The organism is Streptantibioticus cattleyicolor NRRL 8057 = DSM 46488 (assembly GCF_000240165.1).
Classification (GTDB): domain Bacteria; phylum Actinomycetota; class Actinomycetes; order Streptomycetales; family Streptomycetaceae; genus Streptantibioticus; species Streptantibioticus cattleyicolor.
In genome coordinates, this window is record NC_017586.1 from 5,389,349 (window position 1) to 5,413,939 (window position 24,591).

Sequence of the window (24,591 nt, forward strand, 5' to 3'; positions counted from 1 at the left end):
CTGCGTAGGCTGGCCCCATGGGAAGGCCGAGGACCAACGACGACACCGTCAAGGAGCGCCTGGTGGTGTGCGCGACCGAGATGCTCGCCACCCGGCCGAGGGAGTCGGTCACGGTCCGTGCCCTGGCCGCCGCCGCCGGGGCGTCGACGACCGCGGTGTACTCGCTCTTCGGCGGCAAGGACGGGCTCATCGCGGAGGTGCGCGGCAGGGCGGTCGCGGGGCTCTTCCATGACCTGTCGGCGGTGCCGGCCGGCGACGACCCGCTCGCCGACCTCTACGCGCTCGCCGTCGCGTACCGGCGCTGGGCCGGTGAACACAGCCACCTGTACACGGTGTTGTTCGGCGGGGTGCAGTCGTTCGACCCGTCGGGCGCGGTGGGTGCCGCCGATCCCGTCCGGCCGCTGCTCGACGCCATCGACCGCGCCCTGGCCGCCTCCGTCCTCGCCGGTGACGTCACCTCGATCGCCCTGTCGGTCTGGGTGACCCTGCACGGCCTGGTGACCCTCGAACTGGCCGGTGCCCTCGACGCCGCCATGGCCGAGGCCACGTTCCGTACGACGGTCCACGCCACGCTGCGCGGCTGGGCGACACCGGCGGTCTTCCGCGGGCTGCGGGAGGCGGACCCCGTCCGGTGAGCCCCGGCGGACGGGCGGGAACGACGGGGGGACGCCGCCCGTTGGACAGGTGTGGAGCTGAAGATGCGAGCGGGGCACCGGGGAACGGGCCCGGGGGCGATCACCCGGGACGGCTGCGCGGTCGAGCTGTACTCACGGTTGCCGGTCAGGGGTGAGCCGGACGTCATCGCCGCAGCCGTGCCGCCCGGCTCGCGCATACTCGAACTGGGCTGCGGGGTGGGCCGGATGACCCACCCGCTCGTAGCGCGCGGGTTCACGGTGACCGTGGTGGACGAGTCCCCGGAGATGCTCGACCGCGTCCGCGGAGCGCGTACGGTGTGCGCCCCCATCGAGGGGCTCGACCTCGGCGAGACGTTCGACGTGGTGCTGCTCGCCTCCTGCCTGGTGCACGCCGGGGACGTCGAGGTGCGCCGGGCGCTGCTGCGTACCTGCGTCGGCCACCTCGCGCCGGACGGCTGCGTGCTGATCCAGCGTGAGGGCGAGGGCTGGCACACCGACGTGCCACGGGAACGCGTCGACCCGCACGGCTACACCTTCCGTGTCGTCTCGGCCGAACCGGTCGGCGACGGCGTCAACTCGGTCCACGCCGTATACGAGTTCCCCGACGCCACCTGGACCCAGACCTTCCTCGCCCGTCCGCTGACCCGGCCCCAGTTCGAGGCCGCGCTCGCCGAGACCGGGCTGAGGGTCGACGCCTACCTCACCGACGACCGGACCTGGGTACGGGCGGTCCGCGCGGCCTGACCGGTCGGGTGCGTCGTGCCGTCCGGGCCGGGCCGGGCGGGGACGGGACACCGCCGTGCCGTTCGAGGTGCTGAGGCCGGTCGGGGTGTCGTAGCCGGGTCCGGCGGTGCAGAAGTACGCCGGTTTGCAGCTTCCGTTGTTCCCCTGGGTCACGTCGTTGAGGGAACCGGCGTGGGCGTAGGGGTAGGACGCGGGGTTGGAGCCGGCGGCGGGGGCACCGGCGTCCGCGTAGACCCCGGCGACGATCGGCGTGGCGGCGCTGGTGCCGCCGTAGACGCCCCAGCCCTTCTCCTGGTAGCTGTCGTAGACGGCCTCGCCGTGGCCCGGGTCGGCCGACGCGGAGACATCGGCCGCGATGCGCTTGGCGCAGCCGGTGTCCTTCTGCCAGGACGGCTTCGGCTCGTACGCCGAGCAGCCGGAACCGGTGCCCTCGCCCGGCTTGGTGTTCCAGACGACCTCGTTCCAGCCACGGGAGTTGGACGCCCGGACCAGTGAGGTGCCGCCGACCGAGGTGACGTACGGGGAGCTGGAGGGGTAGCCGACGCCCCAGGAGTAGTCCCAGTCACCGCTGCCGGCGACCACGGCGACGCCGGGGTGGTCGTAGTAGTCCTTGTCGTACGTCGGGTCGGAGGAGGACTCCTTCCATATGTAGCGCCCGCCCCCCGTGACCACCTCACCACACGAAGGACGACGGACCATGGTGAAAGCACGCCTGAAATCGGCGACTTCGGCGACAGCGAGGGCCGCGCTGGCCGCGGTGGTGACCGCGGTACTCGCCGGAGCCGGTGTCGCCACGGCGGCCGGTGGGTCGCAGCCACCCGCCGGCCACCACCGCGCCGGCTCCGAACCGCGCAACCTCGACCAGCTCAAAGCCCAGGTCAACGCCTACTACAACGGCTACCAGGACCCTTCCGGCCACCACCACATCGGCCCCGACAGCCGATGGGCCGCCGATGTGACGGCCCGGATCGCCCAGGCCAAGAGCCGTACGGGGTGATCGCGCGGGATGGGCCGGTCGGTGCACGGGCAGGTCGATCGCCCGCAGTCCGGAAGGCGCCCGGTCTACGTGGTGACCAAGGACGGGGCGGTACGCGCCATCGGCCGCGCCGACGCCAGGGTCCGCTGGACCGTCCGCACCCCCGTCGGCGTCCACACCGACCCCGGCCCGGTCGGCGCCACGGCCCCGGGACGCCTGGTGGTCAGCACCCGGAAGGGCGCCGTCGCCGCGTTCGACACCGCCGACGGACGGACCGTGTGGACGCTGCCGCACCAGTCCGACAGCCTCGTCCGCCCCACCGTCGACGGCGGCACGGTGTACGTCAGCGGCACCTCGCTCACCGTCCGCCGGGCCGCTGACGGCAAGGAGCTGTGGACGGCCCACGGCGAGGACGCGGCCTACCACCAGCCGGTGAGCTGCGGCCCGCCGACCGTCCTCGCCGCCTTCGGCGCGTGGCCGTGGAAGCTGAAGGCCGCCACCGGGCAGGAACTCTGGGCCTCCCACGCCCCCGGCGGCGCCGTGGGCGCTGGACGACGCCGTCAAGAGCGCGACCGACCTCGACACCGCCGACGCCGCCGACGGCCTGCCGATCTGGACCTACCGCCTCCCCGAGGGCGACCGCCACTGGCTGACCGGCGACGGCAACCGGGTGTTCGTGATGTGCGACGACCGGCTGCCGGCGCTGCCGGTGTTCTGGTGCCGCGCCGGTCAGGGTCCGCCCGGTGAGGAGCGGCGTCCGGCGCGGTGCCTGGCAAGGCGCCGGACGCGTACGAGGTGACGCACGGGCGCGCCGGTGATTGGCTGGAGGGGCGGGCCCGCGGTCCGTTCCGACCGTCGTCGTGAGAGGCAGGAAGTGATGGAGCCGATCCCCTCCGGCCACCCGGGCATGATCGTGCCGGTCGGGCACGTCGAGCCGGTGCCCCGCCGGATCCGCGGCTTCGTGGCCGGCCGGCCGGTGTTCGACACCGTGCGGGCGCGGTACGTGTGGCTGTGGCCCGGCTATCCGCAGTACTGCGTGCCGTACGAGGACGTCGCCGACGGGGCCCTCGCCGACGAGGGGCGCGACGACAACCTGGAGGTCGGGCAGGGCCGCCGCCACACGCTCCGGCTGGGCGCGCTGTCCCGCCCCGGCGCGGCCTGGCGGTGGGGCGACGACGCGCCGTCCGGCGTCACCGGTCACGTCACCTTCCGCTGGGAGGCCGTGGACGCGTGGTTCGAGGAGGACGAGGAGGTCTTCGTCCACCCCAGGAGCCCGTACACCCGGGTCGACGCGCTGCGGTCGGGGCGCCCGGTCCGCGTGACGCTCGACGGGGTGGTGCTCGCCGACGCGCCGTCGTCGGTGATGGTCTTCGAGACCGGCCTGCCGACCCGCTACTACCTCGACCGGGTCCACCTCGACTGGACCCGCCTGCACCCCACCGCGACCGTCACCAACTGCCCGTACAAGGGACGCACCACCGGCTACTGGTCGGTCACCACCGACCGGGGCACCTACCCCGACCTCGCCTGGTCCTACGACTTCCCCACCCGGCAGCTGTCCCCCGTCGCCGGACTGGTCGCCTTCTACAACGAACACGTCGACATCGACCTCGACGGCCACCGGGTCCCGCGTCCGGAGCCGGTCAGGCGTCCTCCAGGGTGAGCGAGGCGGCCAGCGCGTCGGCGACGGGGGAGTGGTAGACCGCGGCGAGTTCGCGCAGCCGCCGCACCTCGGTGGGGAAGTCGAAGTCCAGCTCGGGGGAGGGCGGTTGGGCGGCGGCGGCCGGGGCGGTGACGGGCGCGGCCCCCGTCAGCTTGGCGGCACGGGCGGTCCGCAGCCACAACGCCTCGGCCAGCGCCGCGCGTTGTGCGGCGGGCAGGTCGGCGCGCTCGGCGGCCCGGCGGGCACGGTCGCGTACCTCCTGACCGCCGTAGGCGGCCAGGACCAGGGCGGCGTCGCGGATCTCGATGACCCGCCGGTGCAGCCGGATCCGCGGGCCGCGGCTGACCGGGGCGTCCAGCACGACGTCGGGGACGGCCTCGGTCAGCGAGGACCACAGCGGACGCAGCCGGCGCAGCGACCGCCGGTCGCGCAGCGAACGCAGCAGCACGCCCACCGCGGGGATCGAGTTGCCGACGATGATCAGGGTGATGGCGCTGTACTCGACGACGTCCGCGACGGCGTTGGCGGTCACGTCGTCCAACGGGAAGGCCAGCCGGGTCAGATGGACCGCCAGGTGCGCCGAGCGGAAGAGGCTGTAGAGCGCGCCCAGTGCCGTACCGGTGCCCAGCACCCGCAGCCCGACCCGCAGCGACCCCGCGCCGGCGTGGCGGCCGTAGCTCCAGAACAGCCAGGTCGCCACCGACATCGCCACGCCCAGGTAGCCCAGGAAGACCAGGCAGTATCCGGTGCCGGGCAGCGAACCGATGCTCGCGTCGAAGAAGTTGTCCGCCTCGGTGGCCCGGGGCGTGGCGGCGAACAGCACCGTCATCCCGGCCATGGCGACCGCGGCGAACGCCAGCAGCGGCGGTCGGCTGCGGCGCACCGCGGCGGGCCGGGCGATGGAGATGACGAAGTCCAAGATGGCCGCCGAACCGGCGATCCCCAGCAGGTTCTTGCCCAGCGTGGCCAGGTTGTGCACGCCGGTGTCGAGGTCGGTGACGCGCTGGATCTCCGGCACGCCGAGGGTGGAGGCGGCGGAGATGCAGGCGAACGCGACCCACAGCGCGCGCTGCCGCGCCACCCGCACCGCCGACGGCAGCCGCCAGAAGGTGACCGCCCACAGCATCACCAGGACGACGATCTTGGCCGTGCTCATCGGCGGCGCACCGGATGCCCGAAGGCGTCGTTGAGGCGGGCCAGGACGTCACGCGCCTGCCCGGACGCCGAACGGGCCTCGTTGCGGCTGGCCTTCTCCAGGATCAAGGTGGCCAGCGTCTCCGCCTCCCGCTCCTGGCGGCTGGCGAACTTGGTGCGCCCGAGCAGGGCGGCGATGCGGGTGGCCGACAGGCCGATCTCCTCGTCGACCGGTTTGGCTGCGGCGGCGGTGGCGCGGACCCGGGCGGCCTCGGCGCGCAGGATGTCGGCGACCGGCAGGTCGGGCCGGTCGGCACCGGCGACGGACTTGTGGGTGCGGCCCAGGATGCGCTGGAAGTGCCGTTCGGCGGCGGCGACCTCCTCCTCGGTGGCGTCCTCGGCGACGTCGAGTTCGGGGGCCACATGGCCCAGCAGCATGTGGGAGATCTCGTGCAGCACGATGTGGACCTTGAGGATGTCGGCCGCCCCGGCCTCGTAGAAGACCAGGTCGGCGACGTCCAGGCCGATCCAGATGCCGCACGGGAGATCGGGGTCGGGCGGGCCGTCGAGCGGCAGCAGGAGGAGCGGGCGGCCCCGCTGTTCGGCGATGTTCCGGCAGAACGCGTCGAGCTCGAACGGCTGCGGGATGGCCAGTTGGCCGGCGACGGCCGCGCACTGGCTCTGCGGGCGCCTCCACCGCCTCATGGACTACCTCACCGCATTTCAGGCACCGTCCGGGAAGACGGGACCAGGGCTTGGTTCGTCAGGGGAACGGTGCAACCGCTTTTCGCCTCGCGGCAGCAGCATATGCAACGCGGCCCGGGCACGCCCCGGCCGGGCCCGTCGTGGACCCGTGGGCGGCCTCCGTCCGCACGGCCGGTGTGACCTTCGCCTCAGCTTCTGCGGCGTCTGGCGCGTCCGGGGCGGCCCGGGTCGACGTCGGGCAGGCCCTCGGCGGTGCGGAACCCTTCCACGATCCCCTTGATGCCGCGCAGCGACTTGGCGGACAGGCCGCTGAGGCGGAACGCCACCGCGCGGACGTCCTTGTCCTCCAGGACGTCGGCGAGTTCGTCGCCGGCCGAGGCCCGGTCGACGTCGTCCTTGATCTCCCGGATGCGGGACTCGACGGTGTCGAAGACGGCCTCGTCGAAGAAGATGGAGACCGGCACGCCGAAGAAGTTGGCCAGGGCGCGCAGCGAGTCCACCCCGGGGTTGGTGACCTTGCCGGTGCGGATGGCCTGGATCGTGCCGTGCGAGACGGTGGGGTCCCCCTCCCCGGCGCGCTCCTTGATCAGCTCCGCGATCTCCGCGTAGCTGTAGGAGTCCCGCCCCTTGGGATGGATCTCGCGCATCAGGTAGTCGAGTACCTGGGCGATCGTACGTTGACCGGTCGGGGGTTTCTCACCCATCGCCGTGATCACTACTCCTCGCCCTGTGGGTTGCCGTCGTCGAGTGCCGGAGCGCTGTCATTATCCACTTTGCTAGATGAAGAGTGCTACCGGGGCAAGATCCCCTCTATCACGCTTGACGGGTTCCGCACCGTCGCGCCCTCCATCGTGCTCTCTAGAAGATTAGACGTATCGCAGTTGCGCACCACCGGGGGGCATCTGGTCTACTAGATGCGCGGGGGACGTCGGCGCACGGCCACGGGGGTGTCGTGCGCCGACGTGCAGAGCTGGACCGGGGGAACGGGCGGCGGACGCCTCGTCGGCGTCGCGGAAGACGGCGGCCCGGAAGAAGCCGGAAAAGGAACGGACCCCGCTGACGGGGGAAGCAGCGGGGTCCGCAACCAGTATGGCATATGCCGAAAAGACGTCGCGCGCCGCGCGGGACGTACCCCGCGGCGCGCGACGCCGACGACAGATCCGGGGCGCACCCCGGACGGGTAAGGGCTAGGCGCTCTCGCGCTGCTCCTCGGCCTTCTTCTCCTTCAGCCGCGCGGCTTCCTTGCGCACCTCGGCCTGGGTGGCCCGCTCACGCCGCAGCCACTCGGGGTCCTCGTCCTTGAGGGCGTCGATCTGCTCGGTGGTGAGCGGCTCGGTGACGCCGCCACGGGCGAGGCCGGAGATGGAGACGCCGAGCTTGGCGGCGACCACGGGGCGCGGGTGCGGCCCGTTGCGGCGCAGCTCCCGCAGCCACTGGGGCGGATCGGCCTGCAGGGCGTTGAGCTCGTCGCGCGAGACGAGGCCCTCCCGGAACTCGGCGGGGGTGGCCTCCAGGTACACACCCAGCTTCTTCGCCGCGGTGGCGGGCTTCATGGTCTGGGTGCTCTTGTGCGACGTCATGGAGTCAAGGATATTCGAGCGCGCGGGGTGGCCCGACCGGCTCCGGCCGGGCCGTGCGGCGCGGGACCCCGGGATATCCTGGCCCGGTGACAGGCTCCGACGCACCCTCCTCCTTCCGGCTCGCCTACGTTCCGGGCGTGACCCCCGCGAAGTGGGTGCGGATCTGGGACGAACGGTTCCCCGGCGTCCCGCTGGAGCTGACCCAGGTCTCCGCCCAGGACGCGCCCGGCGTGCTGCGGCGCGGGGAGGCCGACGCCGGGCTGCTGCGGCTGCCGGTCGACGGCACCGACCTCAGCGCCATCCCGCTGTACACCGAGACCACGGTGGTGGTGGTCCCCAAGGACCACGTGGTGGCCGCCGTGGACGAGGTCACCGCCGACGACCTCGCCGACGAGATCGTCCTCCACCCGCTCGACGACACCCTCACCTGGGAACACCGCCCCGGCCGCCCCGCGATCGACCGCCCCGCCACCACGGCCGACGCCGTCGAGCTGGTCGCCGCCGGGGTGGGCGTCCTCGTCGTCCCGCAGTCCCTCGCCCGGCTCCACCACCGCCGTGACCTCACCTACCGGACGGTCACCGACGCGCCGCAGTCGCGCGTCGCCCTCTCCTGGCCGGAGGCGGCCACCACCGACCTGGTGGACGACTTCATCGGCGTCGTCCGCGGCCGGACCGTCAACAGCACCCGGGGCCGCCGGGCCGCCGCCGGACAGCAGGAGCAGAAGAAGACACCGCCGAAGGCACAGCGCAAGACGCCGCGCCCGGCCCGGCCCACCGCGGGCGGCACCGCCGGACGCGGCGCCAGGACCCCCCGGCGCGGCAAGCCCCGCCGCCGTTCCTGACCCCGGCGGCCCCGGCCTGCCGGGAGGCGGAAAATACCCGGACCCGGGCGGTGCCGCGGTGGCATGCTGGCGGCGTGAACGGACCGGAGATCCGCGTGAGTTTCGCCTCCGAGCTGGGGGTCTTCGTCGCGCGGGAACGGCGCCGGGGGCCGGCCCGCCGCGTCACCGACGGCACCTCCAGCCTCGGCCACCTGGTGGAGTCGCTGGGCGTGCCGCTCACCGAGGTCGGCCGGCTGCTGGTGGACGGCCGCGAGGCGGACGCCGCCCACGTGCCGGCCGCCGGTGAGTTCGTGCGGGTCGGTGCGGTGACCCGGCCGCAGACGGTGCCGGGGGCGCCGCTGCGTTTCCTGCTCGACGTCCATCTGGGCACGCTGGCCCGCCGGTTGCGGCTGCTCGGGGTGGACGCCGCCTACGAGAGCGCCGACATCGGCGACCCGGCGCCGGCCGCCCGGTCCGCGGCGGAGCGCCGGGTGCTGCTCTCCCGCGACCGCGGCCTGCTCAAGCGCCGTGAACGTGGGCCGGCGCCTACGTCTACAGCAGCCGGCCCGACGAGCAACTGCGCGACGTGCTGGGCCGGTTCGCCCCCACGCTCGCCCCGTGGACCCGGTGCACCGCGTGCAACGGGTCGCTGGTGGCGGCGGACAAGGACGCGGTACGCGACCGGCTGGCGCACGGCACCCGCCGCACCTACGACGTCTTCGCCGCCTGCCCGGCCTGCGACCGGGTCTACTGGCGCGGCGCCCACCACGCGCGGCTCCAGGCGATGGTCGCCGCCGCGCCGGCCGAGTTCGGGACCCCGGTCGGCTGAGGGCGGGCGGACCGCGGTGGTTCACCGGTGCCCGGCCAGCTCCTGGAGTTCGCGGTAGCCGTGTTCGTCGTGGCGTACCCGCACCAGCGCGTCGACCAGGCGCACGTACTCGCGGTCGTCGGCGGCGAGACGGCGCAGCGCACCGGCGTCCTCGCCGAGGCCGAGCCGGTGCGCCGCGTCCAGCGCCTTCTTGTCGGCGAACGGCAGCAGTTCGTCCCAGAGCACCTGGACCTCGCGGCAGAAGGCGTCGACGACCCCGTCGTCCACGTCGGCGAAGTGGCGGAGCAGTTCGCGTTCGCGGACCGGGTCGTGTCCGGCGTCCTCGCGCAGGCCGCCGAGGTCGCCGCCGTGGTCTTGCTGGAGGTGGAGGGCGGCGTCGGTGACCGCGGTGGCGATGCCGGCCGCGTCGCCCTCGGGGTAGCCGGCGTCGCGCAGCGCGTGGTCGATCCGGTCGCGGCCGGCTTCCAGCACCCCGCCCGCGGTGGACCACCGGTGACCGCGCAACTCCTCGAAGGTGCGCACGGCCGTGCCCGGCGCGACCCGGGCGTTCACCAGCGCCGCCAGCTCCAGCATCTGGTAGAGGGCGTGCGGCTGCTCGCGCAGGTGGATCTCGGCCTCCTCGGCGAAGCTGCGTTCCCCGTAACGCTCCAGCAGCGCCCGGGTCACCTGCTCACGGTCGGTCGCGGTCATCGCCGGCCACCTCCGTCCCGTCCGCCGTCGTGCCGGTTCGGTGGGCCGGGTGCCCGCTTACGGACCCGGCCACACCTGCCGTGGCGGTGCCGGGGTCAGGCCCGCTCCGGCGCGCACTCGTACAGCGTCCCGCCGCCGCCGAACGCCTGGGTGGTGGTCACGCCGTACCGGGCGGAGGGCACCGCGGCGCAGTGGGCCCGGACCCAGGTGCGGACGCGGCCGGTGGCGCCCGCGGTGCCGCCGCGTCCGGGGAAGCCGCCGCCGGAGCCGGAGAGCAGGACGAAGCGCAGTCGGCCGCCGCGGACCAGGGCGGTGAAGTCGCCCGGTGAGGGGTGGGGGACGGAGCCGCTGAAGCCGCCCATGGGCAGCACGGTGTCGCCGGTGGCCAGGATGTAGGGGGAGGCGGCGTTCCAGCCGTCGGTGGCCAGGACGTAACGGGCGCCGCCCTGGCGGGACTTGACGTACGCGTACAGCTTGCGTTCGTCGGCGGTGAGCCGGGTGGTGATGTCACCGCCGGGTCCGCCGCGGGAGGCGCCCGCCGCGCCGGGGACGGCCCTGGCCCGGCCGCCGCCCATCGCCGAGGGGCCGGCGCCGGCGTCGAAGGCGCTGCCCGCGTACGCCGGGTCGAGCACCGAGGCCGACCAGGCGACCGGGGTGACCACCGCCCCGGCGAGACCGGCCAGCACCCCGGCGGTCACCAGCCTGGACCGGGTGCGCCGGGTGACCCGGCCCAGCACCATCGCGGCCACCCCGGCCAGACAGGCCGCCGCCGTCAGCCACTTCAGCCACGGCAGGAAGTCCGGGTGGAACGAGGACAGGTACCAGCTCCAGACCGCCTCGGCGGCCACCGCCACCGGCAGCGCCCAGCCCCGGGGACCGCCCGCCCGGTAGGCCCGCCGCATCAGCACGGCGCCGGCCGCCGTCAGCGCCGCCAGCGGCGGGGCCAGCGTCGCCATGTACGCGGTGTGCGGGATGGAGCCCATCGCGCTGAACACCACGCCGACCACCACCAGCCAGCCACCCCACAACACCAGCCCGCCCAGCGTCCGGTCACCCCGCCCGGCACGCCGCCGCCACCACACCCCGAGCACCAGCGTCAGCAACGCGAACGGGTACAGCCAGCCGATCTGCGGCGCGAAGCGGCTCTGGAAGAGCTTCAGCCAGCTCGGCCCGGCGTCCATGCCTCCCGGCCCGCCGCCCGGAGCGCCCGGCCCGCCCCGGCCACCGGCGAACGGCCGCGCCGAGCCGGTGCCTTCGCCGGTGCCGCCGTTCCTCGCCGCCTTGCCGCCGCCCGCCGGGAAGACGCCGTTCCCCGGTGCCCGGGTGCCGGGGAACGGAGCACCGCCGAAACCGCCGGCCCGCCACGACGCCGTACCGCCCGGACGCGTCCCCCGCGCCGCGCCGCCGGACCCCGTCGAGGCCACCGAGCCGGGGACGTGGATGCCGAAGCGTTCCAGGCCGTTGTAGCCGAAGACCATGGCGAACGCGCTGTTGTCGGTGCTGCCGTCCACGTACGGCCGGTCCTTGGCCGGGACGACGGTCATCATCACCACCCACGACAGCGACACCGCCAGGCAGACCACCCCGGCCACCAGCAGGTGGCCGACCCGGCGGCGCAGCCGCACCGGCGCCGCCACCAGGTAGGCGGTGGCGAGCGCGGGCAGCACCATCCACGCCTGGAGCATCTTGGCCTGGAACCCCAGCCCCACCCACACCCCGGAGAGCACCAGCGAACGCAACCGGGCGTCGAGCAGCGCGCGTTGGGCGCAGTCGGCCGCCATCACCAGGCAGAACGTCAGGCCGCCGTCCTCCATGGAGTGGCCGAACATCGAGGCCACCACCGGGGTGCAGGTGAACAGCGCCGCCGCGGTGATCCCCGCCACCGGCCCCGCCCAGCGCCGCACCACCCGGTGGAGCACCAGCACGCAGATGACGCCCTCGACGCACTGCGGCAACGTCACCGACCAGGCGTGGAAGCCGAACAGCCGGGCGGAGAGCGCCTGCGGCACGAAGGAGCCGGGGATCTTGTCCGGGGTGATGGTGGCCCCCGGGTCCATCGCCCCGAACAGCAGCGCCTTCCAGCTCACCGACATGCTCTTGACGGCGTCGGAGTAGTACAGCGCGAAGCCGGACGAGGTGATGTTCCACGCGTACAGCACGGCGGCGACCACGGCCGTGGCCAGCAGCGCGGGGCGGGCCCACGGCGGCTGGCCGGCCGGCGAGCGCCAGAACCGCCAGGCGGCGCCGGGCCGCCGACTCGCCGACCGCGACGGCCGGCCGGCCCGCGGACAAGGATCGGCAACGGTCGCGGACACCACGAACACCTCCGGGATGGCGGGGAAGCGGGCCCGATGTGTGGCGGCCGTCCCGGCCGCGGCCCTGGATCACCGTAGACCGGCGGTGGATGAGAAAGGTCTGGTGCCGATGAGGGTCCGATTAATTTCGCCCCGCGGTGCCTTCGCGGTTCAGTCCGGGTGCCCGGGCGACGTGCCGGCACGGGTGTCGGGGAGCAGGTAGACCGCGTCGGCGTGGCGGGCGAGGGCGTGGTCGTGGGTGATGAGCACGGTGGTGCGTCCGGCCATCAGCCGTTGCAGCGGGCCCAGTACGTTGGCCGCCGCGCGGTCGTCGAGGCCGGCGGTGGGTTCGTCCAGGACGAGCACCTGGGTGCCGCGCAGGAACGCCCGGGCGATGGCGACGCGCCGGGCCTGTCCGCCGGAGAGCTGGAAGCCGTTCTCGCCCACCACGGTGTCGTAGCCGTCCGGCAGCGCGGTGATGAAGGCGTGCGCGTCGGCGTCGCGGGCGGCCCGGGTGATCTCCGCCGGGGAGGCGTCCGGGCGGCCGTAGGCGATGTTGTGTCCGATGCTGGCGTGGAACAACTGGGCCTGCTGCGGCAGCAGTGTGACCGCCTGCCGTACCGCCGTCACCTCCATGTCCCGCAGGTCCACCCCGTTGAGCCGCACCGCCCCGCCCAGCGGGTCCATGAACCGCACCAGCAGCTTGGCCAGCGTGGACTTGCCCACCCCGCTCGGCCCCATCACGGCGAGCACCTGACCGGGCGCCACCGTGAACCCCACGTCGTCCAGGACCACGGTGCCGGGGTGCGAGGGGTAACCGGCCCGCAGGCGCTCGCAGGTCAGCGTGGCCGGCCCGGACGGCGGCGGGACGGGACGGGCGGGGGCGGGCAGCGGGGAGCGGACGCGCAGGAGTTCGAGGACCCGTTCGGCGGCGGCGCCGGCCGCACCGACCATGGTGACCAGGCCGGACAGGGTGCGTACCGGGCCGAAGAGCTGGGTGAGGAAGGCGGCGAAGGCCAGCAGTCCGCCCAGGGTGAGCGCGCCCCGGGAGAGTTCGAAGGCGCCCAGGCCCACCACGGCGAGCCCGCCGACGACCTCCAGCACGTCGAGGACGGCCGGATAGAGGAAGCCCACCCGGGCGGTGGCGAGTTCGGCCCGCATCAGCGAGCGCCCCTCCTCGTCCACCCGGGCCACCTCGCGGTGCTGCTGGTTGTAGGCGTGGCTGAGGCCGGACAGCGCCAGGCTCTCCTCCAGCACCGCGGTGAGCGCGCCGTTGCGGCGGCGTGCCTGCCGGGACAACTCCTGCACCCGGCCGCCGAACCGGCGGGCGGCGACGGCGAACACCGGGGCGGTGGCCAGCGCGGCCAGCGCCAGTGGCCAGCTGAGGTAGAAGGCGGCGGCGACCGAGAACACCATGCTGATCACCGCGGTGACGAACTGGATCACCCCGGAGGCCACCAGTTGCTCGACCCGCTGGACGTCGGAGGTGATCCGGGCGACCACGTCACCGTGGCGCCGGGTGTGCAGGGTGTCCGGCGGCAGGGTGTGCAGATGGGCGGTGATCGCGGTGCGCAGCCGCAGGATGAACCGTTCGGCCACCCGGGCCGTGGTGTAGTCACCGGCGAAGGCGGCGACCCCCGCGGCGGCGGCCAGCCCCACCATGGCCCCGGCCAGCGGCCAGAAGGCGGCGAACCGCCGGGGCACCAGCACCTGGTCGATCAACTCCTTGAACAGCCAGATCGACACCACCTCACCGGCCGCCCCGGCGACCATCAGCAGCGCGGCCACCGGCAGCCAGTACCGGTCGGGCCGCACCCACGGCCAGAAGCGGCGGAAGACCGCCGACGGTGATTCGGCGGGGGAGACGGCCACCGGGCCGTCGTCGGCGTAGGTGTGCCGGGGCGCCGCGTGCCTGCGGCGCGGCCGGTCGGCAGGCTCGGTCACGTCCGGTCCGCCGCCGGTGCCCCCGGCGGGCCGTACGCGGATCACGTCCACCACGTCGCGCACCTTCCGGACAAAGAGGTCGGGGACCGCCGGAAGGATCCGGGGCCCCCTGGGTCAGATGTTCCGCGGCGGTCAGTAGTACCCGTAGCCGCCGTACCAACGGTCGTAGCAGCCGTGGTGGTGGTGATGGTGGTGACGGTGGCGACGGAAGAAGTCGCCCCGGCCACGGCCGTATCCGCGTCCGAAGAACGATCCGAAGAATCCCATGGTGACCTCCCTTCCAGGGTTCGTCGTTGGGCGAGTTGCCGTCGCGTCGGCCGCCCGTGCGGGGCGTCGGCACGACCTCACCCAGCATACGTACACCCCACATATACGGACAAATTGGGGCAGTGTTCACCGTTGGCCGGCCGAATTCTTCTGCGAGGGCACGGTGATTACCATCCGCACTTGTACGGTTGCCCAACGTACTGTCCGGGCTTGACTGATGATGCGTCAGGTTTGTCCGGGCGCCGGTCTGCCGAGGATTACCGCGCGCACGGCACGGCCGCAGGCACCGGCCAGGTCACGACAGGGAGGCGGCGGATGGCCCGAACCGGACCCTCGGACGGCACGAGGCGGCCCGCCGACGACGGCCCCGCGGCCGGCCGGCGCCCCGAGGAGCGCTCCACCGCCCCCGGGCTGCGCCGCGCCTCGCTGGGCCCGCTGGGCGTCCTCGCCATCGCCGTCTCCGCCATCTCGCCCACCACCTCCGTCTTCCTGGTGTACGGCTCGGCGCTGCGGTCGGCCGGCACCGGGGTGGTGTGGGCGTTCGTCATCGGCGGGGTGATCGCGCTCGGCATGGCGCTGTGCTACGCCGAGGCCGGTTCGCTCTTCCCGTCGGCGGGCGGCGCGTACACCATCGTCCACCGGGCGCTCGGCCCGGTGGCCGGCGGGGTGACCAGCACGCTCTTCCTGCTGCTCGGGCTGGTCTCGACCGCCTCCATCCTGGTCGCCTCGGCCACCTACGTCTCCTCGCTGGTGCCCGGCGGACTCCCCGTCGGATGGCTGGCGCTCGGCATGATGGCGCTGGTCACCGCGGTCTCGGTGGGCAGGATCTCGCCGGCCGGCTGGGTGGCGGGCGGCATGCTCGTCCTGGAACTCGCCGTCGTCCTGGTCTTCACCGCGGTCGCCTTCGGCCACGCCGCGCACGGCGTCCACCCCATCACCCACCCCGTGGTCGTCTCGCACGGGGCGGCGGGCCCGGTCGGCGCGGCCGGGCTGCTGGCCGCCGTGGTGCCCGCGCTCTTCGCCTTCAACGGCTACGACTGGCCGCTGTACTTCGCGGAGGAGGCCAAGGGGTCACGCCGGACCGGGCCGCGGGCCGTCGTGGTGGCCGCCGTCCTCGCCGTGGTGGTCGAGGTGCTCGCGGTGATCGCCGCCACCGGCGCCGTCGGCGACCTCGGCAGGGCCACCGCGGACCCCTCCCCGCTGGCGTTCGTCGCCCACCAGGTGCTCGGCCCGGCCGGGGCCGACGTGCTGATCGCCGGCGTCGCGCTGGCCATGTTCGACACCGGCCTCGCCGCCAACCTCGGCTACGCCCGCGTCTACTACGCCGCCGCCCGCGACGGGATGCTCCCCGGCCCGCTCGGCCGCTTCTTCGGACGGGTCTCGCCGCGCTCCCGGGTGCCGGTGCGCGGCTTCCTGTTCCTCCTGGCCGGCAACGGGCTGCTGTGCGTCTTCAGCTCGCTGGACGACCTGATCACCTTCACCGGCGTCATGATCGTCATCGTCTATCTGCTGGTGGCCGTCTCTGCGCTGGTCTGCCGGGTACGCCGGCGCGGGGCGCGGCCCCCGTTCCGCATGCCGTGGTGGCCGCTGCCGCCGCTGGTCGCCGTCGTCGGTGTGGTGGTCGCGCTCAGCCGGCAGGACCCCCGCGACCTGCTGACCGCCTTCGGCCTCGCGGCGGTCGCGGCGGCCGGGTACGCGGCCGTACGGCACCGGCTGCCGGCCCGGGCCCGGCCGCGCGAGGACGACGGCGCGCCGTGACCCGGGCCGGGAGGCGTGCCGGGCTCACCGCCGACGCCGCGCCGCCGGCCGGTCGGTGCACAGCGACCAGATCACGAAGAGCCCGATCGCCACGGTGATGACGGCCCAGGCCGGCTGGTAGGGCAGCCACCCGACGTTGACGACCACCACCGCCGCGGCCAGCGCCACCCCGACCGCCCGCGCCCACGCCGCACCGGCGAGAACGCCCCACCCGACGGCCACCGACAGCACCCCGAGGGACAGGTGGATCCAGCCCCAGGTGACCGGGTCGAACCGGAACAGGTAGTCACCGATGGCGGCGTAGACGTCGTCGCGGGCGATCCCCGCGATGCCGCCGAGGACGCCGAGCACGCCGTCCACCAGCATCAGCACCCCGGCGAAGACCGTGCCGCCGGCCGCCCACACGCTCGGGCGCCGCGTCGTGCCCCGGCCGCTGCCCCCACTCCCCATGGCCGCTCCTCCCGCAACCGTGGCCCTGGCCGCATTCCCCCGCCCAACCAGCCGTTTAGGAGCGGGAGGTGACGGTCATTACGATCTGCGGGTGATCACCAGACGACGATCCGCGGCCGGCCTGCTCAGCATGCTGGCCGCCTTGACCATGCTCGGCGCACCACCCGCACAGGCCGGGGAACCCGGCGCCAAGGAACCGCCCAAGGTCGAACTGGTCCTCGACGTCAGCGGCTCGATGCGGGCCCAGGACATCGACGGCCGCAGCCGCATATCCGTGGCCCAGCAGTCCTTCGACGAGGTCGTGGACGCCCTCCCGGACGAGACCCAGCTGGGCATCCGCGTCCTGGGCGCCAAGTACCCCGGCGAGGACAAGGCACTCGGCTGCCAGGACACCCAGCAGATAGCCCCGGTCGGCCCGGTCGACCGCACCGAGGCCAAGACGGCCATCGCCACGCTGCGGCCCACCGGCTGGACCCCCATCGGGCTCGCCCTGCGCGCCGCCGCCAAGGACCTGGGCAGCGGGGAGACCACCCGCCGGATCGTCCTCATCACCGACGGCGAGGACGACTGCGCCCCGCCCGACCCCTGCGACGTCGCCCGCGAACTGGCCGCGCAGGGCACCCACCTGGTGGTCGACACCCTCGGCCTCACCCTGGACGACAAGGTCCGCCGCCAGCTCACCTGCATCGCGGACGCCACCGGCGGCACCTACACCGCCGTCCAGCACCAGAGCCAGCTCACCGGCCGGCTCAACCAGCTCGTGGACCGCGCCAAGGACACCTACCGGCAGACCCCCTCCCAGGTCTCCGGCACCGACGGCTGCGACCACGCGCCCATCCTCACCCCCGGCGTCTACACCGACCGGGAGCGCTTCGCCGAGCACCGCTGGTACCGGGTGCCGGTCCAGCCCGGCCAGGAACTGCGGGCCTCGGTCTCGCTCGCCCTGGACCGGCCGCTCAACCCCGACTACGGGGTGCTGCTGCGCGCCACCGCCCCCGACGGCCGGGAACTCGTCCGGGGCACCGACGCGGGCAGCGGACGCACCGACGTCCTCTCCGCGGGGCTGCGCTGGTCCGGCCAGGAAGCCCCGGCCGCCACCCCCAGCGCCTCGGCGACCACCGCGCCCGACGGCACCGCCGCCACCGACACCGTGGCCGCGCACACCGTCTGCCTGGTGGTCAGCAACTCCTTCTCCGCCCCGGCGGGCGTACGCACCACCCCCGGCATGCCGCTGGAGCTCACCGTGGACGTGGTGCCCTCGTCCGCCGGTCCGCACGGGCCGGACCTGGGCCGCGGCTGGCTGCTGCTGCTCGTGCTGGCGGTCACCGGACTGCTGGCCGGCCTGATCTTCGGCTGGCTCGCCCGCTGGCGGATCGCCGTCTGGAGGGAGAACTGACCATGCGCGCACGGACAACGGCCGCCCTGACGGCCGCCGCCGCGGTCACCGTACTGGCCACCGCGGGGCCCGCCCTCGCGGACGCCACACCCACCCCGTCCGCCTCCGCCTCGGCCGGCGGCGACACCACGGTCACCACCGCCGGCACCTCGTTCCTGACCGCCACCACCATCCGCCCCGGCCAGCACGCCGAACTGGCCGCCTCCACCGGCGACTACCTGTACTGGTCGTTCGCCGCCGCGGCCGGGCAGACCGACCACGTCACGGTGGACATCACCCTGCCCCCGGCCGCCGACCGGCACGGCGAGGCCACCTGGACCGTCGAGGTCTTCGACGGGCTCCGCCGCCGCCAGGCGTGCGCGGCCGGCGCGCAGACCGTCACCGCCGACACCGGCGACCAGTCGGTGGCGCTGGACTGCACCTTGCGGCAGATCCGCTCGTGGGCCGAGCCGTGGTCCGGCGACCCACTGCCCGGCACGTACTACCTGCGCGTCTCCGCCACCGACCTGCCCGAGCAGGACCTCGGCCTCGCGGTACGCGCCCAGGTACGGCTCACCGCGAAGAACGGCGACGGGCAGCCGGACGGCGCCTCGCTGAAGGAGCCGTTGTCACCGGCGGTCAACGCCGGTGCCACGGTGGCCCCGGACACCGCGGTCTCCGCGGCCCCCTCCGCCGCCGCCTCGGCGCCCAAGCCGGTGGCTCAGGCCAAGGGGTGGTTCGCCTCGCTGTCCACCCGGTGGCTGTGGACCGCGGCCGGCGGGGTGCTCGCCGCGCTCGCCGGGGTGGGCGGCTACACCCTCACCCGCCACCCGCGCCGCTGGTTCTCCTGAACCCCGGCCGGGCCGCCCACCACCGGGCGGCCCGGCCCCTCACCCCTCGACCACGCCGTCCACGTACACCCAGGCGCCCTCGTGGCGGCTGAAGCGGCTGTTCTCCCGCATCTCGCCACGGCGCCCCCGCTCGGTGTACTCGGCGCGGAACTCCACCGTGCCCTCGGTGTGGAACGCGCTGCCGCCGGTGGTGCCCAGGATCTCCAGCCGCGTCCAGCGCACCCCCGGGGCCGGCTCCACCGCCGGCGGCCGGGTGTCCGGATGCCAACTGCGCAGCAGATACGCCTCGTCGCCCACCGCGAACGCGCTGAACCGCGAACGCATCAACTCCTCCGCGGTGGCCGCCCGCGCCGCCCCGCTGTGCAGCCGCCCGCAGCACCCCGGATACCCGGCACCGCTGCCGCACGGGCACGACGCCGGGGCCGGCGCCGCCGCCGGGCGGGACGGTCTCGGTCGGGAGGTTCTCTTGCCCATGCGTCCATTGTGGGGTCCGGTCTCGCGGCGGCCGGGCCCGGGATGACGGCACGGCGTGGGTCACAGGTCCCGGTGGGTCACCAGGTCGGCGATGAGGTCCAGTGCGCGGGCGCCGGTGGGGGAGGGGCGGGCGGCGGACAGTTCGGTGCGGGCGAGTTCGCGGCGGCGGAGCGCTTCCCGGTGCGCCCAGTCGCCACCGCCGGCTTCCCGTACCAGGCGGGCGGCTTCGGGGATCCGCGGTTCGGCGAGGGGACCGCGGCCCCGGTACAGCTCGCCGAGGCGGTCGGCGGCCGGGGTGCCGGCGGTGAGGGCGGCGACCACCGGCAGCGTCTTCTTGCGCCGCCGCAGGTCGGCCCCGGACGCCTTGCCGGTCACCGCCGGGTCGCCCCAGATGCCCAGCAGGTCGTCGACGAGCTGGAAGGCGAGGCCCAGGTGGTGGCCGAAGCGGCGCAGCGCGGCGACGCGTGCCGGCTCCGCGCCGGCCGCCAGCGCCCCGAGCGCGCCCGCCGCCGCCAGCAGCGACGCCGTCTTGCCGGCGGCCATCGCCACGCACTCCGCCAGCCCCACGTCGTCGCGCCCTTCGAAGGTCAGGTCCGCGCTCTGCCCGGCCACCAACGCCCGCAGCGCGTCGCTCAGCTCCCGCGCCGCCGGATACCCGCCGGCCACCAGGTCCCACGCCGCCGCCAGCATCGCGTCCCCCGCCGACACCGCCCGCCGGGCGCCGAAGACCGACCACGCGGTGGCCCGGCCGCGCCGGGTACGGTCGCCGTCCATCACGTCGTCGTGGACCACCGAGAAGTTGTGCACCAGCTCCACGGCCGCCGCCACCGGCACCGCCTCCGACACCCGCCCGCCCAGCGCCCGCGCCCCCGACAGCACCAGCGCGCCCCGGATGCCCTTGCCCCAGCCCACCTGAGTGGCCCGCCCCGCCTCGTCCCACCAGCCGAAGTGGTAACCGGCCACCGTACGCACCGGCGCCGCGAACCGGGCCACCGCGGCGCGCAGCTCCGGCTCGGTGAGCCGCCGCGCCCACCGCAGCAGCTCCCACGCCTCGTCGTTCGCACTCCCCGTGGCCGCCGTCAACGCTCCGTCCTCGCCGGTACACCGGACGGGCGGACCCGCCGTGCCGTCCGCGCCGTACGTTGCCGGTTACCCGGGCGCGGGCACCGCAAGCACGGCGGAAAACGGCTCGCGGGTCCCCCGGGCGGGCGCCGTAGAGTCGGGGCATGGCAACAGAGGAAGGGACGACGGGCACCGTACGCGTCGACAGCTGGATCTGGTCGGTGCGCCTCACCAAGACCCGCTCGCTGGCCGCTGCGGCCTGCCGGGCCGGCCACGTCCGCGTCAACGGGGAACGGGTCAAGCCCGCGCAGCCGGTGCGCGTCGGCGACGAGGTCCGCCTGTACCACGCCGGACGGGAACGGGTCGTGGTCGTCTCCCAGGTGCTCCGCAAGCGGGTCGGCGCCCCGGTGGCCGCCACGGCGTACGTCGACAACAGCCCGCCGCCCCCGCCCCGCGAGGAGACGCTCGCCGTCCCGGTGCGCGACCGCGGCGCCGGACGGCCCACCAAACGCGACCGCCGCGAGATCGAGCGGCTGCGCGGCCGGATGTTCCCCGGCGGCGTCTGATGGCGGACGACGAGGCGTTCGCCCGGCGGGTCGCCGACCGCCTGGCCGGGCTGCCCGGGGTCACCGCGGTCGCCCTCGGCGGCTCCCGGGCCCTGGGTACCCAACGACCGGACAGCGACTGGGACTTCGCCGTCTACTACCGCGACGCCTTCGACCCGGACGACCTGCGGGCGGTCGGCTGGCCCGGGCAGGTCTCGCCGGTCGGCGGCTGGGGCGGCGGCGTCTTCAACGGCGGCGCCTGGCTCGACGTCGACGGCCACCACGTGGACGTGCACTACCGCGACCTCGCCGACGTCGAACACCAGTGGGCGCGCGCCCGGAGCGGTGACTTCGACGTCGAGCGGCTGCTGTTCCACCTGGCCGGCATCCCCACCTACCTGGTCGTCGGCGAACTCGCGGTCAACCGGGTGCTCCACGGCGAACTCCCGCGCCCCGGCTACCCGGACGAGCTGCGCCGCACCGCACCGCGCCGCTGGTGGTCCGACGCCCGGCTCACCCTCGGCTACGCCCGCGCCGCGCACGCCGCACGCGGCCACCTCACCGACTGCGCGGGCGCCGTCGCCACCGCCGCCTGCCAGGCCGCCCACGCGGTCCTCGCCGCCCGGGGCCGCTGGGTCACCAACGAGAAACGCCTGCTCGCCGACGCCGGACTGCGCGAGGTGGACGCCGTCCTCGCCGGCCGCACCGCCACCCCCGCATCGCTGACCGAGGCGCTGGACGAGGCGGAGGCGCTGCTGGAGACGGCGGTGGAGACGGCGACCCGGCGGTGAACGGCCGGGCCCGACGCCGCCACCCCGCCGAGCCGGCCGCGGCCACCACCACCGCCAGCACCCCGGCCCACTGCGGCCCGGCCAGCCGCTGCCCCAGCGCCACCAGCCCCAGCAGCGCCCCGACGGCCGGCTCCAGCGCGCACAACACGGCGAACAGCCGCGGCGGCATCCGGCGCACCGCCAGCAACTGCAACGAGTACGGCAGCACACTGGCGACCACCGCCACCACGGCGGCCCGCGCCAGCACCCCCGGGTCCAGCAGCCGCGCGCCGGCCCGCACGACCCCGTACGGCAGGGACAGCAGCGCGGCCCAGGCGACCGCCAGCGCGAGCCCCTGACCGCCCGGCAGACACCCGGCGAGCCGGCGGCCGAGCAGGATGTACCCGGCCCAGCAGCCGCCCGCCAGCACCGCGCACCCCAGCCCCACCGGGTCCAGCCGCCCGCCGAAGCCACTGAGCGCCACCACCCCCGCCGCCGCCAGCGCCGCCCACAACAGGTCCGCCGGGCGGCGTGAGCCGCACAGCGCGACGGCGAACGGACCGGCGAACTCCAGCGTCGTCGCCGCCCCCAGCGGGATCCGCGCCAACGCCTCGTAGTAGCCCAGGTGATGCGCGGCGAGCAGGGTCCCGGCGGCCACCACGACCAGCCCGCCGCCCGCCGTGGACGGACGCCCCGGCCGCCACACCGCGACCAGCACCACGGCCGCGATCAGCAGCCGCAGCGCGACCATCCCGGCCGCGCCCACCACCGGGTACGCCCCGGCGGCCACCACCGCCCCGCCCTGCAACCCCAGCACACCCGCGACCACCAGCACCGGCCCCGGAACACCGGTCGACCCCCGCCCGATGACCTCCTCCTCCCACCGCCACGTCGCCGGGAGCCTGGTAGCCTCCCTACGTCCACCACAACCGACGCGATCCGCAGCCGCCGGCCCGTCCACCAGGGCTGCGACGCGGGCTCGGGCCCGCCGCACGGCGGACCCCGGGGGCGGGGGATTCCGTACCGGCAGGGGGTGGGCGCGGCGTGGTCTTTTCCCGGGCTTTACCGGGCGGGGTCACCCCTTGACCACGCCGAGCGGTACGAGGCGGGCCACCTTGCGGCACAGTCCCGCCCCCTCGGCGGCGGCCACCACCTCGTCGACGTCCTTGTACGCCTGCGGTGCCTCCTCGGCGAGGCCGCGCCAGGAGGAGGCGCGGACGGCGACGCCGTGGGCCTCCAGTTCGCCGCGGAGCCGGTGGCCGTCGATCTCGCGGGCCGCGCGGTGGCGGCTGCGGACGCGTCCGGCGCCGTGGCAGGTGGAATGCCACGCGTCCCCGTCGGCCACGCCGGTCAGCACGTAGGAGGCGGTGCCCATGGTGCCGGGGATCAGCACCGGCTGGCCCACCGCGGACAGGTCCGCCGGCAGGTCGGGGTGGCCAGGCGGCAGCGCCCGGGTGGCGCCCTTGCGGTGGACGCACAGCAGGCGCGGGGCGGCGTCCTCGCCCACCGGGTGCCTCTCCAGCTTGGCCATGTTGTGCGAGATGTCGTAGACCAGGTCGAGCCCGCAGCCGACGCTCTCGGCGAAGGCCCGCCGGGCCGCCTCGGCGAGCAACTGCCGGTTGGCGCGGGCGTAGTTGGCGGCGGCTGCCATCGCGGCCAGATACGCCCGGCCGGGCCCGGAGTCCACCGGGGCGCAGGCGAGCTGGCGATCGGGCACCTCGATGCCGTAGCGCGGCATGACCGGGTCCATCGCCCGCACGTGATCGGTGCAGATCTGGTGGCCCAGGCCGCGCGAACCGCAGTGGATCATCACGCAGACCTGCCCCGGCGCCAGCCCCATCGCCCGCGCCGCCGCCGCGTCGTGCACCACGTCGACCGCCTGCACCTCCAGGAAGTGGTTGCCCGAACCGAGGCTGCCGACCTGGCCCAGCCCCCGGTCGACGGCGCGTTCGCCCACCTGGCCGGGGTCGGCGCCGGGCAGCGTGCCGCCGTCCTCGCAACGTTCCAGGTCGCGGGGGACACCGTGGCCGCGTTCCACCGCGTAACGGGCGCCGTGCGCCAGCACCTCGGCCAGCTCGGCGCGGCTGACGTGCCACACCCCGCCGCGTCCGGCGCCGCGCGGCACCCGCCGCCCGAGGCCGTCCATCAGCCGCTCCAGCCGCCGCCCGAGCCCGTCCCGGTCACACCCGGCGGCCAGCAGCCGCACCCCGCAGGAGATGTCGAACCCCACCCCGCCGGGGGAGACCACACCGCCCTCGGCGATGTCGGTGGCGGCGACCCCGCCGATCGGGAACCCGTACCCCCAGTGCACGTCGGGCATGGCGTAGGAGGCGGTGACGATGCCGGGCAGCGTGGCCACGTCGGCCACCTGCTGGAGCGCCTGGTCGCCGGAGGCCTCCGGCAGCAGCCTGCGGGTGGCGAAGACCACCCCCGGCACCCGCATCGCGCCACGGCGCGGGATGCGGTAGCGGAACGGTGTCTCGGCGACCGCCTCGGCCACCATGTGTTCGGCCGGCTTCACGGGACCTCGCCTCCCTCGCCCCCGGTCACACGTCCAGCGTCACCGCGCACCGCCACCCCGAGGGGCCGCCGCCGAACTCCAGCCGGTGCCAGGTGACCGCCTTGGGTACGGCGCCGGTGACGGCCAGCGAGGCGGCGTCGGCCATGGCCAGCCGGACCCGCAGGCCCTCCGGCAGCCAGGTCACCTCGGTGGCCACCGGCACCTCGCCGGCGCTGTCGAGCCGGTAGACCACCTCGTCGAGCAGGGCGACCAGCCGGTCCTCGGCGCCCGCGCCGCCCAGCTCGACCAGGTGCTCGCGCGACGGACGGGCCCCGGCCGGGTCGGCGAACGCCTCGACGGTGGCGGCCACCGCCTCGGCCAGGCAGCCTTCCCGGGTCGGGGCCCATGCCTCGATCCGCAGGTCGGCGGTGTGCGGCAGCGCGCGGTGGCCGCGCTCCGCGCGGTCCCGGCCGGACGTGGGGTCCGCCGCCGTCATCACCGTGTGTCCGTTCCGTGTGCCCGTC

25 protein-coding genes and 2 pseudogenes are annotated in these 24,591 nt (G+C 75.0%); 13 read left to right on the forward strand and 14 right to left on the reverse strand.

The genetic code is table 11. From position 1 onward, the window contains the following. Nucleotides 1-17: 17 nt before the first annotated feature. The 6 genes from SCATT_RS23620 (at nucleotide 18) to SCATT_RS23645 (ending at nucleotide 4,018) form a co-directional block, all read left to right on the forward strand. Nucleotides 18-635, forward strand: a complete 618-nt coding sequence (locus tag SCATT_RS23620) for a TetR-like C-terminal domain-containing protein (protein WP_014145696.1) — start codon at nucleotides 18-20, stop codon at nucleotides 633-635. A 63-nt stretch (nucleotides 636-698) separates the two neighbouring features. Beyond that, nucleotides 699-1,379, forward strand: coding sequence for a class I SAM-dependent methyltransferase (locus tag SCATT_RS23625; RefSeq protein WP_014145697.1), 681 nt, complete (start codon nucleotides 699-701; stop codon nucleotides 1,377-1,379). Between the two features lie 355 nt (nucleotides 1,380-1,734). Continuing rightward, entirely contained in the window at nucleotides 1,735-1,917 is a 183-nt protein-coding gene (locus tag SCATT_RS40610) for a hypothetical protein (RefSeq protein ID WP_041824954.1), read from the forward strand. Between the two features lie 159 nt (nucleotides 1,918-2,076). Continuing rightward, entirely contained in the window at nucleotides 2,077-2,376 is a 300-nt protein-coding gene (locus SCATT_RS23635; RefSeq protein WP_014145699.1) for a hypothetical protein, read from the forward strand. 69 nt (nucleotides 2,377-2,445) lie between these two features. Next, a complete protein-coding gene (locus SCATT_RS23640; RefSeq protein WP_231905154.1) occupies nucleotides 2,446-3,102 on the forward strand; it encodes an outer membrane protein assembly factor BamB family protein in 657 nt (218 codons plus the stop codon). A 130-nt stretch (nucleotides 3,103-3,232) separates the two neighbouring features. Then, nucleotides 3,233-4,018, forward strand: coding sequence for a DUF427 domain-containing protein (locus SCATT_RS23645; RefSeq protein WP_014145701.1), 786 nt, complete (start codon nucleotides 3,233-3,235; stop codon nucleotides 4,016-4,018). Here SCATT_RS23645 and SCATT_RS23650 read toward each other — a convergent pair. The 4 genes from SCATT_RS23650 to SCATT_RS23665 all read right to left on the reverse strand — a co-directional run bounded on the left by SCATT_RS23650 (nucleotide 3,999) and on the right by SCATT_RS23665 (nucleotide 7,437). Next, complete coding sequence (locus SCATT_RS23650; RefSeq protein WP_014145702.1) at nucleotides 3,999-5,174, reverse strand: MAB_1171c family putative transporter; 1,176 nt, start codon at nucleotides 5,172-5,174, stop codon at nucleotides 3,999-4,001. The two genes, SCATT_RS23645 and SCATT_RS23650, sit on opposite strands and share 20 nt — an antisense overlap. Next, nucleotides 5,171-5,857, reverse strand: coding sequence for a hypothetical protein (locus tag SCATT_RS23655; protein WP_014145703.1), 687 nt, complete (start codon nucleotides 5,855-5,857; stop codon nucleotides 5,171-5,173). Before SCATT_RS23655 ends, SCATT_RS23650 begins: the two co-directional genes overlap by 4 nt. A 188-nt stretch (nucleotides 5,858-6,045) precedes the next feature. Continuing rightward, on the reverse strand, nucleotides 6,046-6,561 hold the full coding sequence (locus SCATT_RS23660) for a helix-turn-helix transcriptional regulator (protein ID WP_202446730.1): 516 nt from the start codon (nucleotides 6,559-6,561) through the stop codon (nucleotides 6,046-6,048). Nucleotides 6,562-7,044: 483 nt separating this feature from the next. Further along, entirely contained in the window at nucleotides 7,045-7,437 is a 393-nt protein-coding gene (locus SCATT_RS23665) for a DUF5997 family protein (RefSeq protein ID WP_014628585.1), read from the reverse strand. A gap of 86 nt (nucleotides 7,438-7,523) precedes the next feature. On the opposite strand from SCATT_RS23665, the gene SCATT_RS23670 reads away from it, so the two are divergent. Together SCATT_RS23670 and SCATT_RS39730 are read left to right on the forward strand one after the other, a co-directional pair. After that, complete coding sequence (locus SCATT_RS23670) at nucleotides 7,524-8,279, forward strand: LysR substrate-binding domain-containing protein (protein ID WP_014145707.1); 756 nt, start codon at nucleotides 7,524-7,526, stop codon at nucleotides 8,277-8,279. A 74-nt stretch (nucleotides 8,280-8,353) separates the two neighbouring features. Then, nucleotides 8,354-9,087, forward strand: a pseudogene (locus SCATT_RS39730) (Mut7-C RNAse domain-containing protein). A 21-nt stretch (nucleotides 9,088-9,108) separates the two neighbouring features. Here the strand turns inward: SCATT_RS39730 and SCATT_RS23680 are convergent. From SCATT_RS23680 to SCATT_RS40405, 4 genes are all read right to left on the reverse strand, one after another. Then, nucleotides 9,109-9,777 (reverse strand): hypothetical protein, encoded by a 669-nt coding sequence (locus SCATT_RS23680; RefSeq protein ID WP_014145710.1) that lies wholly within the window; start codon nucleotides 9,775-9,777, stop codon nucleotides 9,109-9,111. Between the two features lie 95 nt (nucleotides 9,778-9,872). Further along, nucleotides 9,873-12,092 carry an ArnT family glycosyltransferase gene (locus SCATT_RS40400; protein ID WP_014628586.1) on the reverse strand — a complete coding sequence of 740 codons (2,220 nt, stop codon included), beginning with the start codon at nucleotides 12,090-12,092 and terminating at the stop codon, nucleotides 9,873-9,875. A gap of 150 nt (nucleotides 12,093-12,242) precedes the next feature. Further along, a complete protein-coding gene (locus SCATT_RS23690; protein ID WP_014145712.1) occupies nucleotides 12,243-14,069 on the reverse strand; it encodes an ABC transporter ATP-binding protein in 1,827 nt (608 codons plus the stop codon). Nucleotides 14,070-14,147: 78 nt separating this feature from the next. Beyond that, nucleotides 14,148-14,282 carry a hypothetical protein gene (locus SCATT_RS40405; RefSeq protein WP_014628587.1) on the reverse strand — a complete coding sequence of 45 codons (135 nt, stop codon included), beginning with the start codon at nucleotides 14,280-14,282 and terminating at the stop codon, nucleotides 14,148-14,150. A 315-nt stretch (nucleotides 14,283-14,597) separates the two neighbouring features. Between SCATT_RS40405 and SCATT_RS23695 the strand changes: the two genes are divergently transcribed. Next, a complete protein-coding gene (locus tag SCATT_RS23695) occupies nucleotides 14,598-16,040 on the forward strand; it encodes an APC family permease (protein WP_014145713.1) in 1,443 nt (480 codons plus the stop codon). A gap of 24 nt (nucleotides 16,041-16,064) precedes the next feature. Here SCATT_RS23695 and SCATT_RS23700 read toward each other — a convergent pair whose 3' ends face one another. Beyond that, on the reverse strand, nucleotides 16,065-16,490 hold the full coding sequence (locus SCATT_RS23700; RefSeq protein ID WP_014145714.1) for a DUF7144 family membrane protein: 426 nt from the start codon (nucleotides 16,488-16,490) through the stop codon (nucleotides 16,065-16,067). A 91-nt stretch (nucleotides 16,491-16,581) separates the two neighbouring features. Between SCATT_RS23700 and SCATT_RS23705 the strand changes: the two genes are divergently transcribed. Further along, nucleotides 16,582-17,886: a VWA domain-containing protein gene (locus SCATT_RS23705; protein WP_014145715.1), complete on the forward strand. Its 1,305-nt coding sequence runs from the start codon at nucleotides 16,582-16,584 to the stop codon at nucleotides 17,884-17,886. A gap of 2 nt (nucleotides 17,887-17,888) precedes the next feature. Then, nucleotides 17,889-18,716, forward strand: a complete 828-nt coding sequence (locus SCATT_RS23710; RefSeq protein WP_014145716.1) for a hypothetical protein — start codon at nucleotides 17,889-17,891, stop codon at nucleotides 18,714-18,716. 39 nt (nucleotides 18,717-18,755) lie between these two features. Here SCATT_RS23710 and SCATT_RS23715 read toward each other — a convergent pair whose 3' ends face one another. Together SCATT_RS23715 and SCATT_RS23720 are read right to left on the reverse strand one after the other, a co-directional pair. Further along, the gene (locus tag SCATT_RS23715; protein ID WP_014145718.1) at nucleotides 18,756-19,190 is read right to left on the reverse strand and encodes a YchJ family protein; all 435 of its coding nucleotides are present in this window, start codon (nucleotides 19,188-19,190) and stop codon (nucleotides 18,756-18,758) included. A gap of 60 nt (nucleotides 19,191-19,250) precedes the next feature. After that, the gene (locus SCATT_RS23720; RefSeq protein WP_014145719.1) at nucleotides 19,251-20,273 is read right to left on the reverse strand and encodes a polyprenyl synthetase family protein; all 1,023 of its coding nucleotides are present in this window, start codon (nucleotides 20,271-20,273) and stop codon (nucleotides 19,251-19,253) included. A 143-nt stretch (nucleotides 20,274-20,416) separates the two neighbouring features. Here SCATT_RS23720 and SCATT_RS23725 point away from each other — a divergent pair, with 143 nt between their 5' ends. Then, entirely contained in the window at nucleotides 20,417-20,818 is a 402-nt protein-coding gene (locus tag SCATT_RS23725; protein ID WP_014145720.1) for an RNA-binding S4 domain-containing protein, read from the forward strand. After that, entirely contained in the window at nucleotides 20,818-21,588 is a 771-nt protein-coding gene (locus SCATT_RS23730; protein WP_014145721.1) for a nucleotidyltransferase domain-containing protein, read from the forward strand. Before SCATT_RS23725 ends, SCATT_RS23730 begins: the two co-directional genes overlap by 1 nt. Nucleotides 21,589-21,634: 46 nt before the next feature. On the opposite strand, the pseudogene SCATT_RS36800 reads toward SCATT_RS23730, so the two are convergent. The 3 genes and pseudogenes from SCATT_RS36800 to SCATT_RS23750 form a co-directional block, all read right to left on the reverse strand. Further along, nucleotides 21,635-22,318, reverse strand: a pseudogene (locus SCATT_RS36800) (EamA family transporter); the annotation flags it as partial. A gap of 324 nt (nucleotides 22,319-22,642) precedes the next feature. Then, on the reverse strand, nucleotides 22,643-24,088 hold the full coding sequence (locus SCATT_RS23745) for an RtcB family protein (RefSeq protein ID WP_014145723.1): 1,446 nt from the start codon (nucleotides 24,086-24,088) through the stop codon (nucleotides 22,643-22,645). A gap of 25 nt (nucleotides 24,089-24,113) precedes the next feature. Further along, nucleotides 24,114-24,566, reverse strand: coding sequence for an archease (locus tag SCATT_RS23750; protein WP_014145724.1), 453 nt, complete (start codon nucleotides 24,564-24,566; stop codon nucleotides 24,114-24,116). Nucleotides 24,567-24,591 lie beyond the last annotated feature (25 nt).

Coding starts and splice junctions, on each gene's coding strand:
- SCATT_RS23665 (WP_014628585.1), bottom strand. CDS start 7,437: ATGACGTCGCACAAGAGCACCCAGACCATGAAGCCCGCCACCGCGGCG.
- SCATT_RS23660 (WP_202446730.1), bottom strand. CDS start 6,561: ATGGGTGAGAAACCCCCGACCGGTCAACGTACGATCGCCCAGGTACTC.
- SCATT_RS40405 (WP_014628587.1), bottom strand. CDS start 14,282: ATGGGATTCTTCGGATCGTTCTTCGGACGCGGATACGGCCGTGGCCGG.
- SCATT_RS23730 (WP_014145721.1), top strand. CDS start 20,818: ATGGCGGACGACGAGGCGTTCGCCCGGCGGGTCGCCGACCGCCTGGCC.
- SCATT_RS23625 (WP_014145697.1), top strand. CDS start 699: ATGCGAGCGGGGCACCGGGGAACGGGCCCGGGGGCGATCACCCGGGAC.
- SCATT_RS23715 (WP_014145718.1), bottom strand. CDS start 19,190: ATGGGCAAGAGAACCTCCCGACCGAGACCGTCCCGCCCGGCGGCGGCG.
- SCATT_RS23725 (WP_014145720.1), top strand. CDS start 20,417: ATGGCAACAGAGGAAGGGACGACGGGCACCGTACGCGTCGACAGCTGG.
- SCATT_RS23655 (WP_014145703.1), bottom strand. CDS start 5,857: ATGAGGCGGTGGAGGCGCCCGCAGAGCCAGTGCGCGGCCGTCGCCGGC.
- SCATT_RS40610 (WP_041824954.1), top strand. CDS start 1,735: ATGCGCTTGGCGCAGCCGGTGTCCTTCTGCCAGGACGGCTTCGGCTCG.
- SCATT_RS23620 (WP_014145696.1), top strand. CDS start 18: ATGGGAAGGCCGAGGACCAACGACGACACCGTCAAGGAGCGCCTGGTG.
- SCATT_RS23700 (WP_014145714.1), bottom strand. CDS start 16,490: ATGGGGAGTGGGGGCAGCGGCCGGGGCACGACGCGGCGCCCGAGCGTG.
- SCATT_RS23645 (WP_014145701.1), top strand. CDS start 3,233: ATGGAGCCGATCCCCTCCGGCCACCCGGGCATGATCGTGCCGGTCGGG.
- SCATT_RS23680 (WP_014145710.1), bottom strand. CDS start 9,777: ATGACCGCGACCGACCGTGAGCAGGTGACCCGGGCGCTGCTGGAGCGT.
- SCATT_RS23695 (WP_014145713.1), top strand. CDS start 14,598: ATGGCCCGAACCGGACCCTCGGACGGCACGAGGCGGCCCGCCGACGAC.
- SCATT_RS23635 (WP_014145699.1), top strand. CDS start 2,077: ATGGTGAAAGCACGCCTGAAATCGGCGACTTCGGCGACAGCGAGGGCC.
- SCATT_RS23710 (WP_014145716.1), top strand. CDS start 17,889: ATGCGCGCACGGACAACGGCCGCCCTGACGGCCGCCGCCGCGGTCACC.
- SCATT_RS23650 (WP_014145702.1), bottom strand. CDS start 5,174: ATGAGCACGGCCAAGATCGTCGTCCTGGTGATGCTGTGGGCGGTCACC.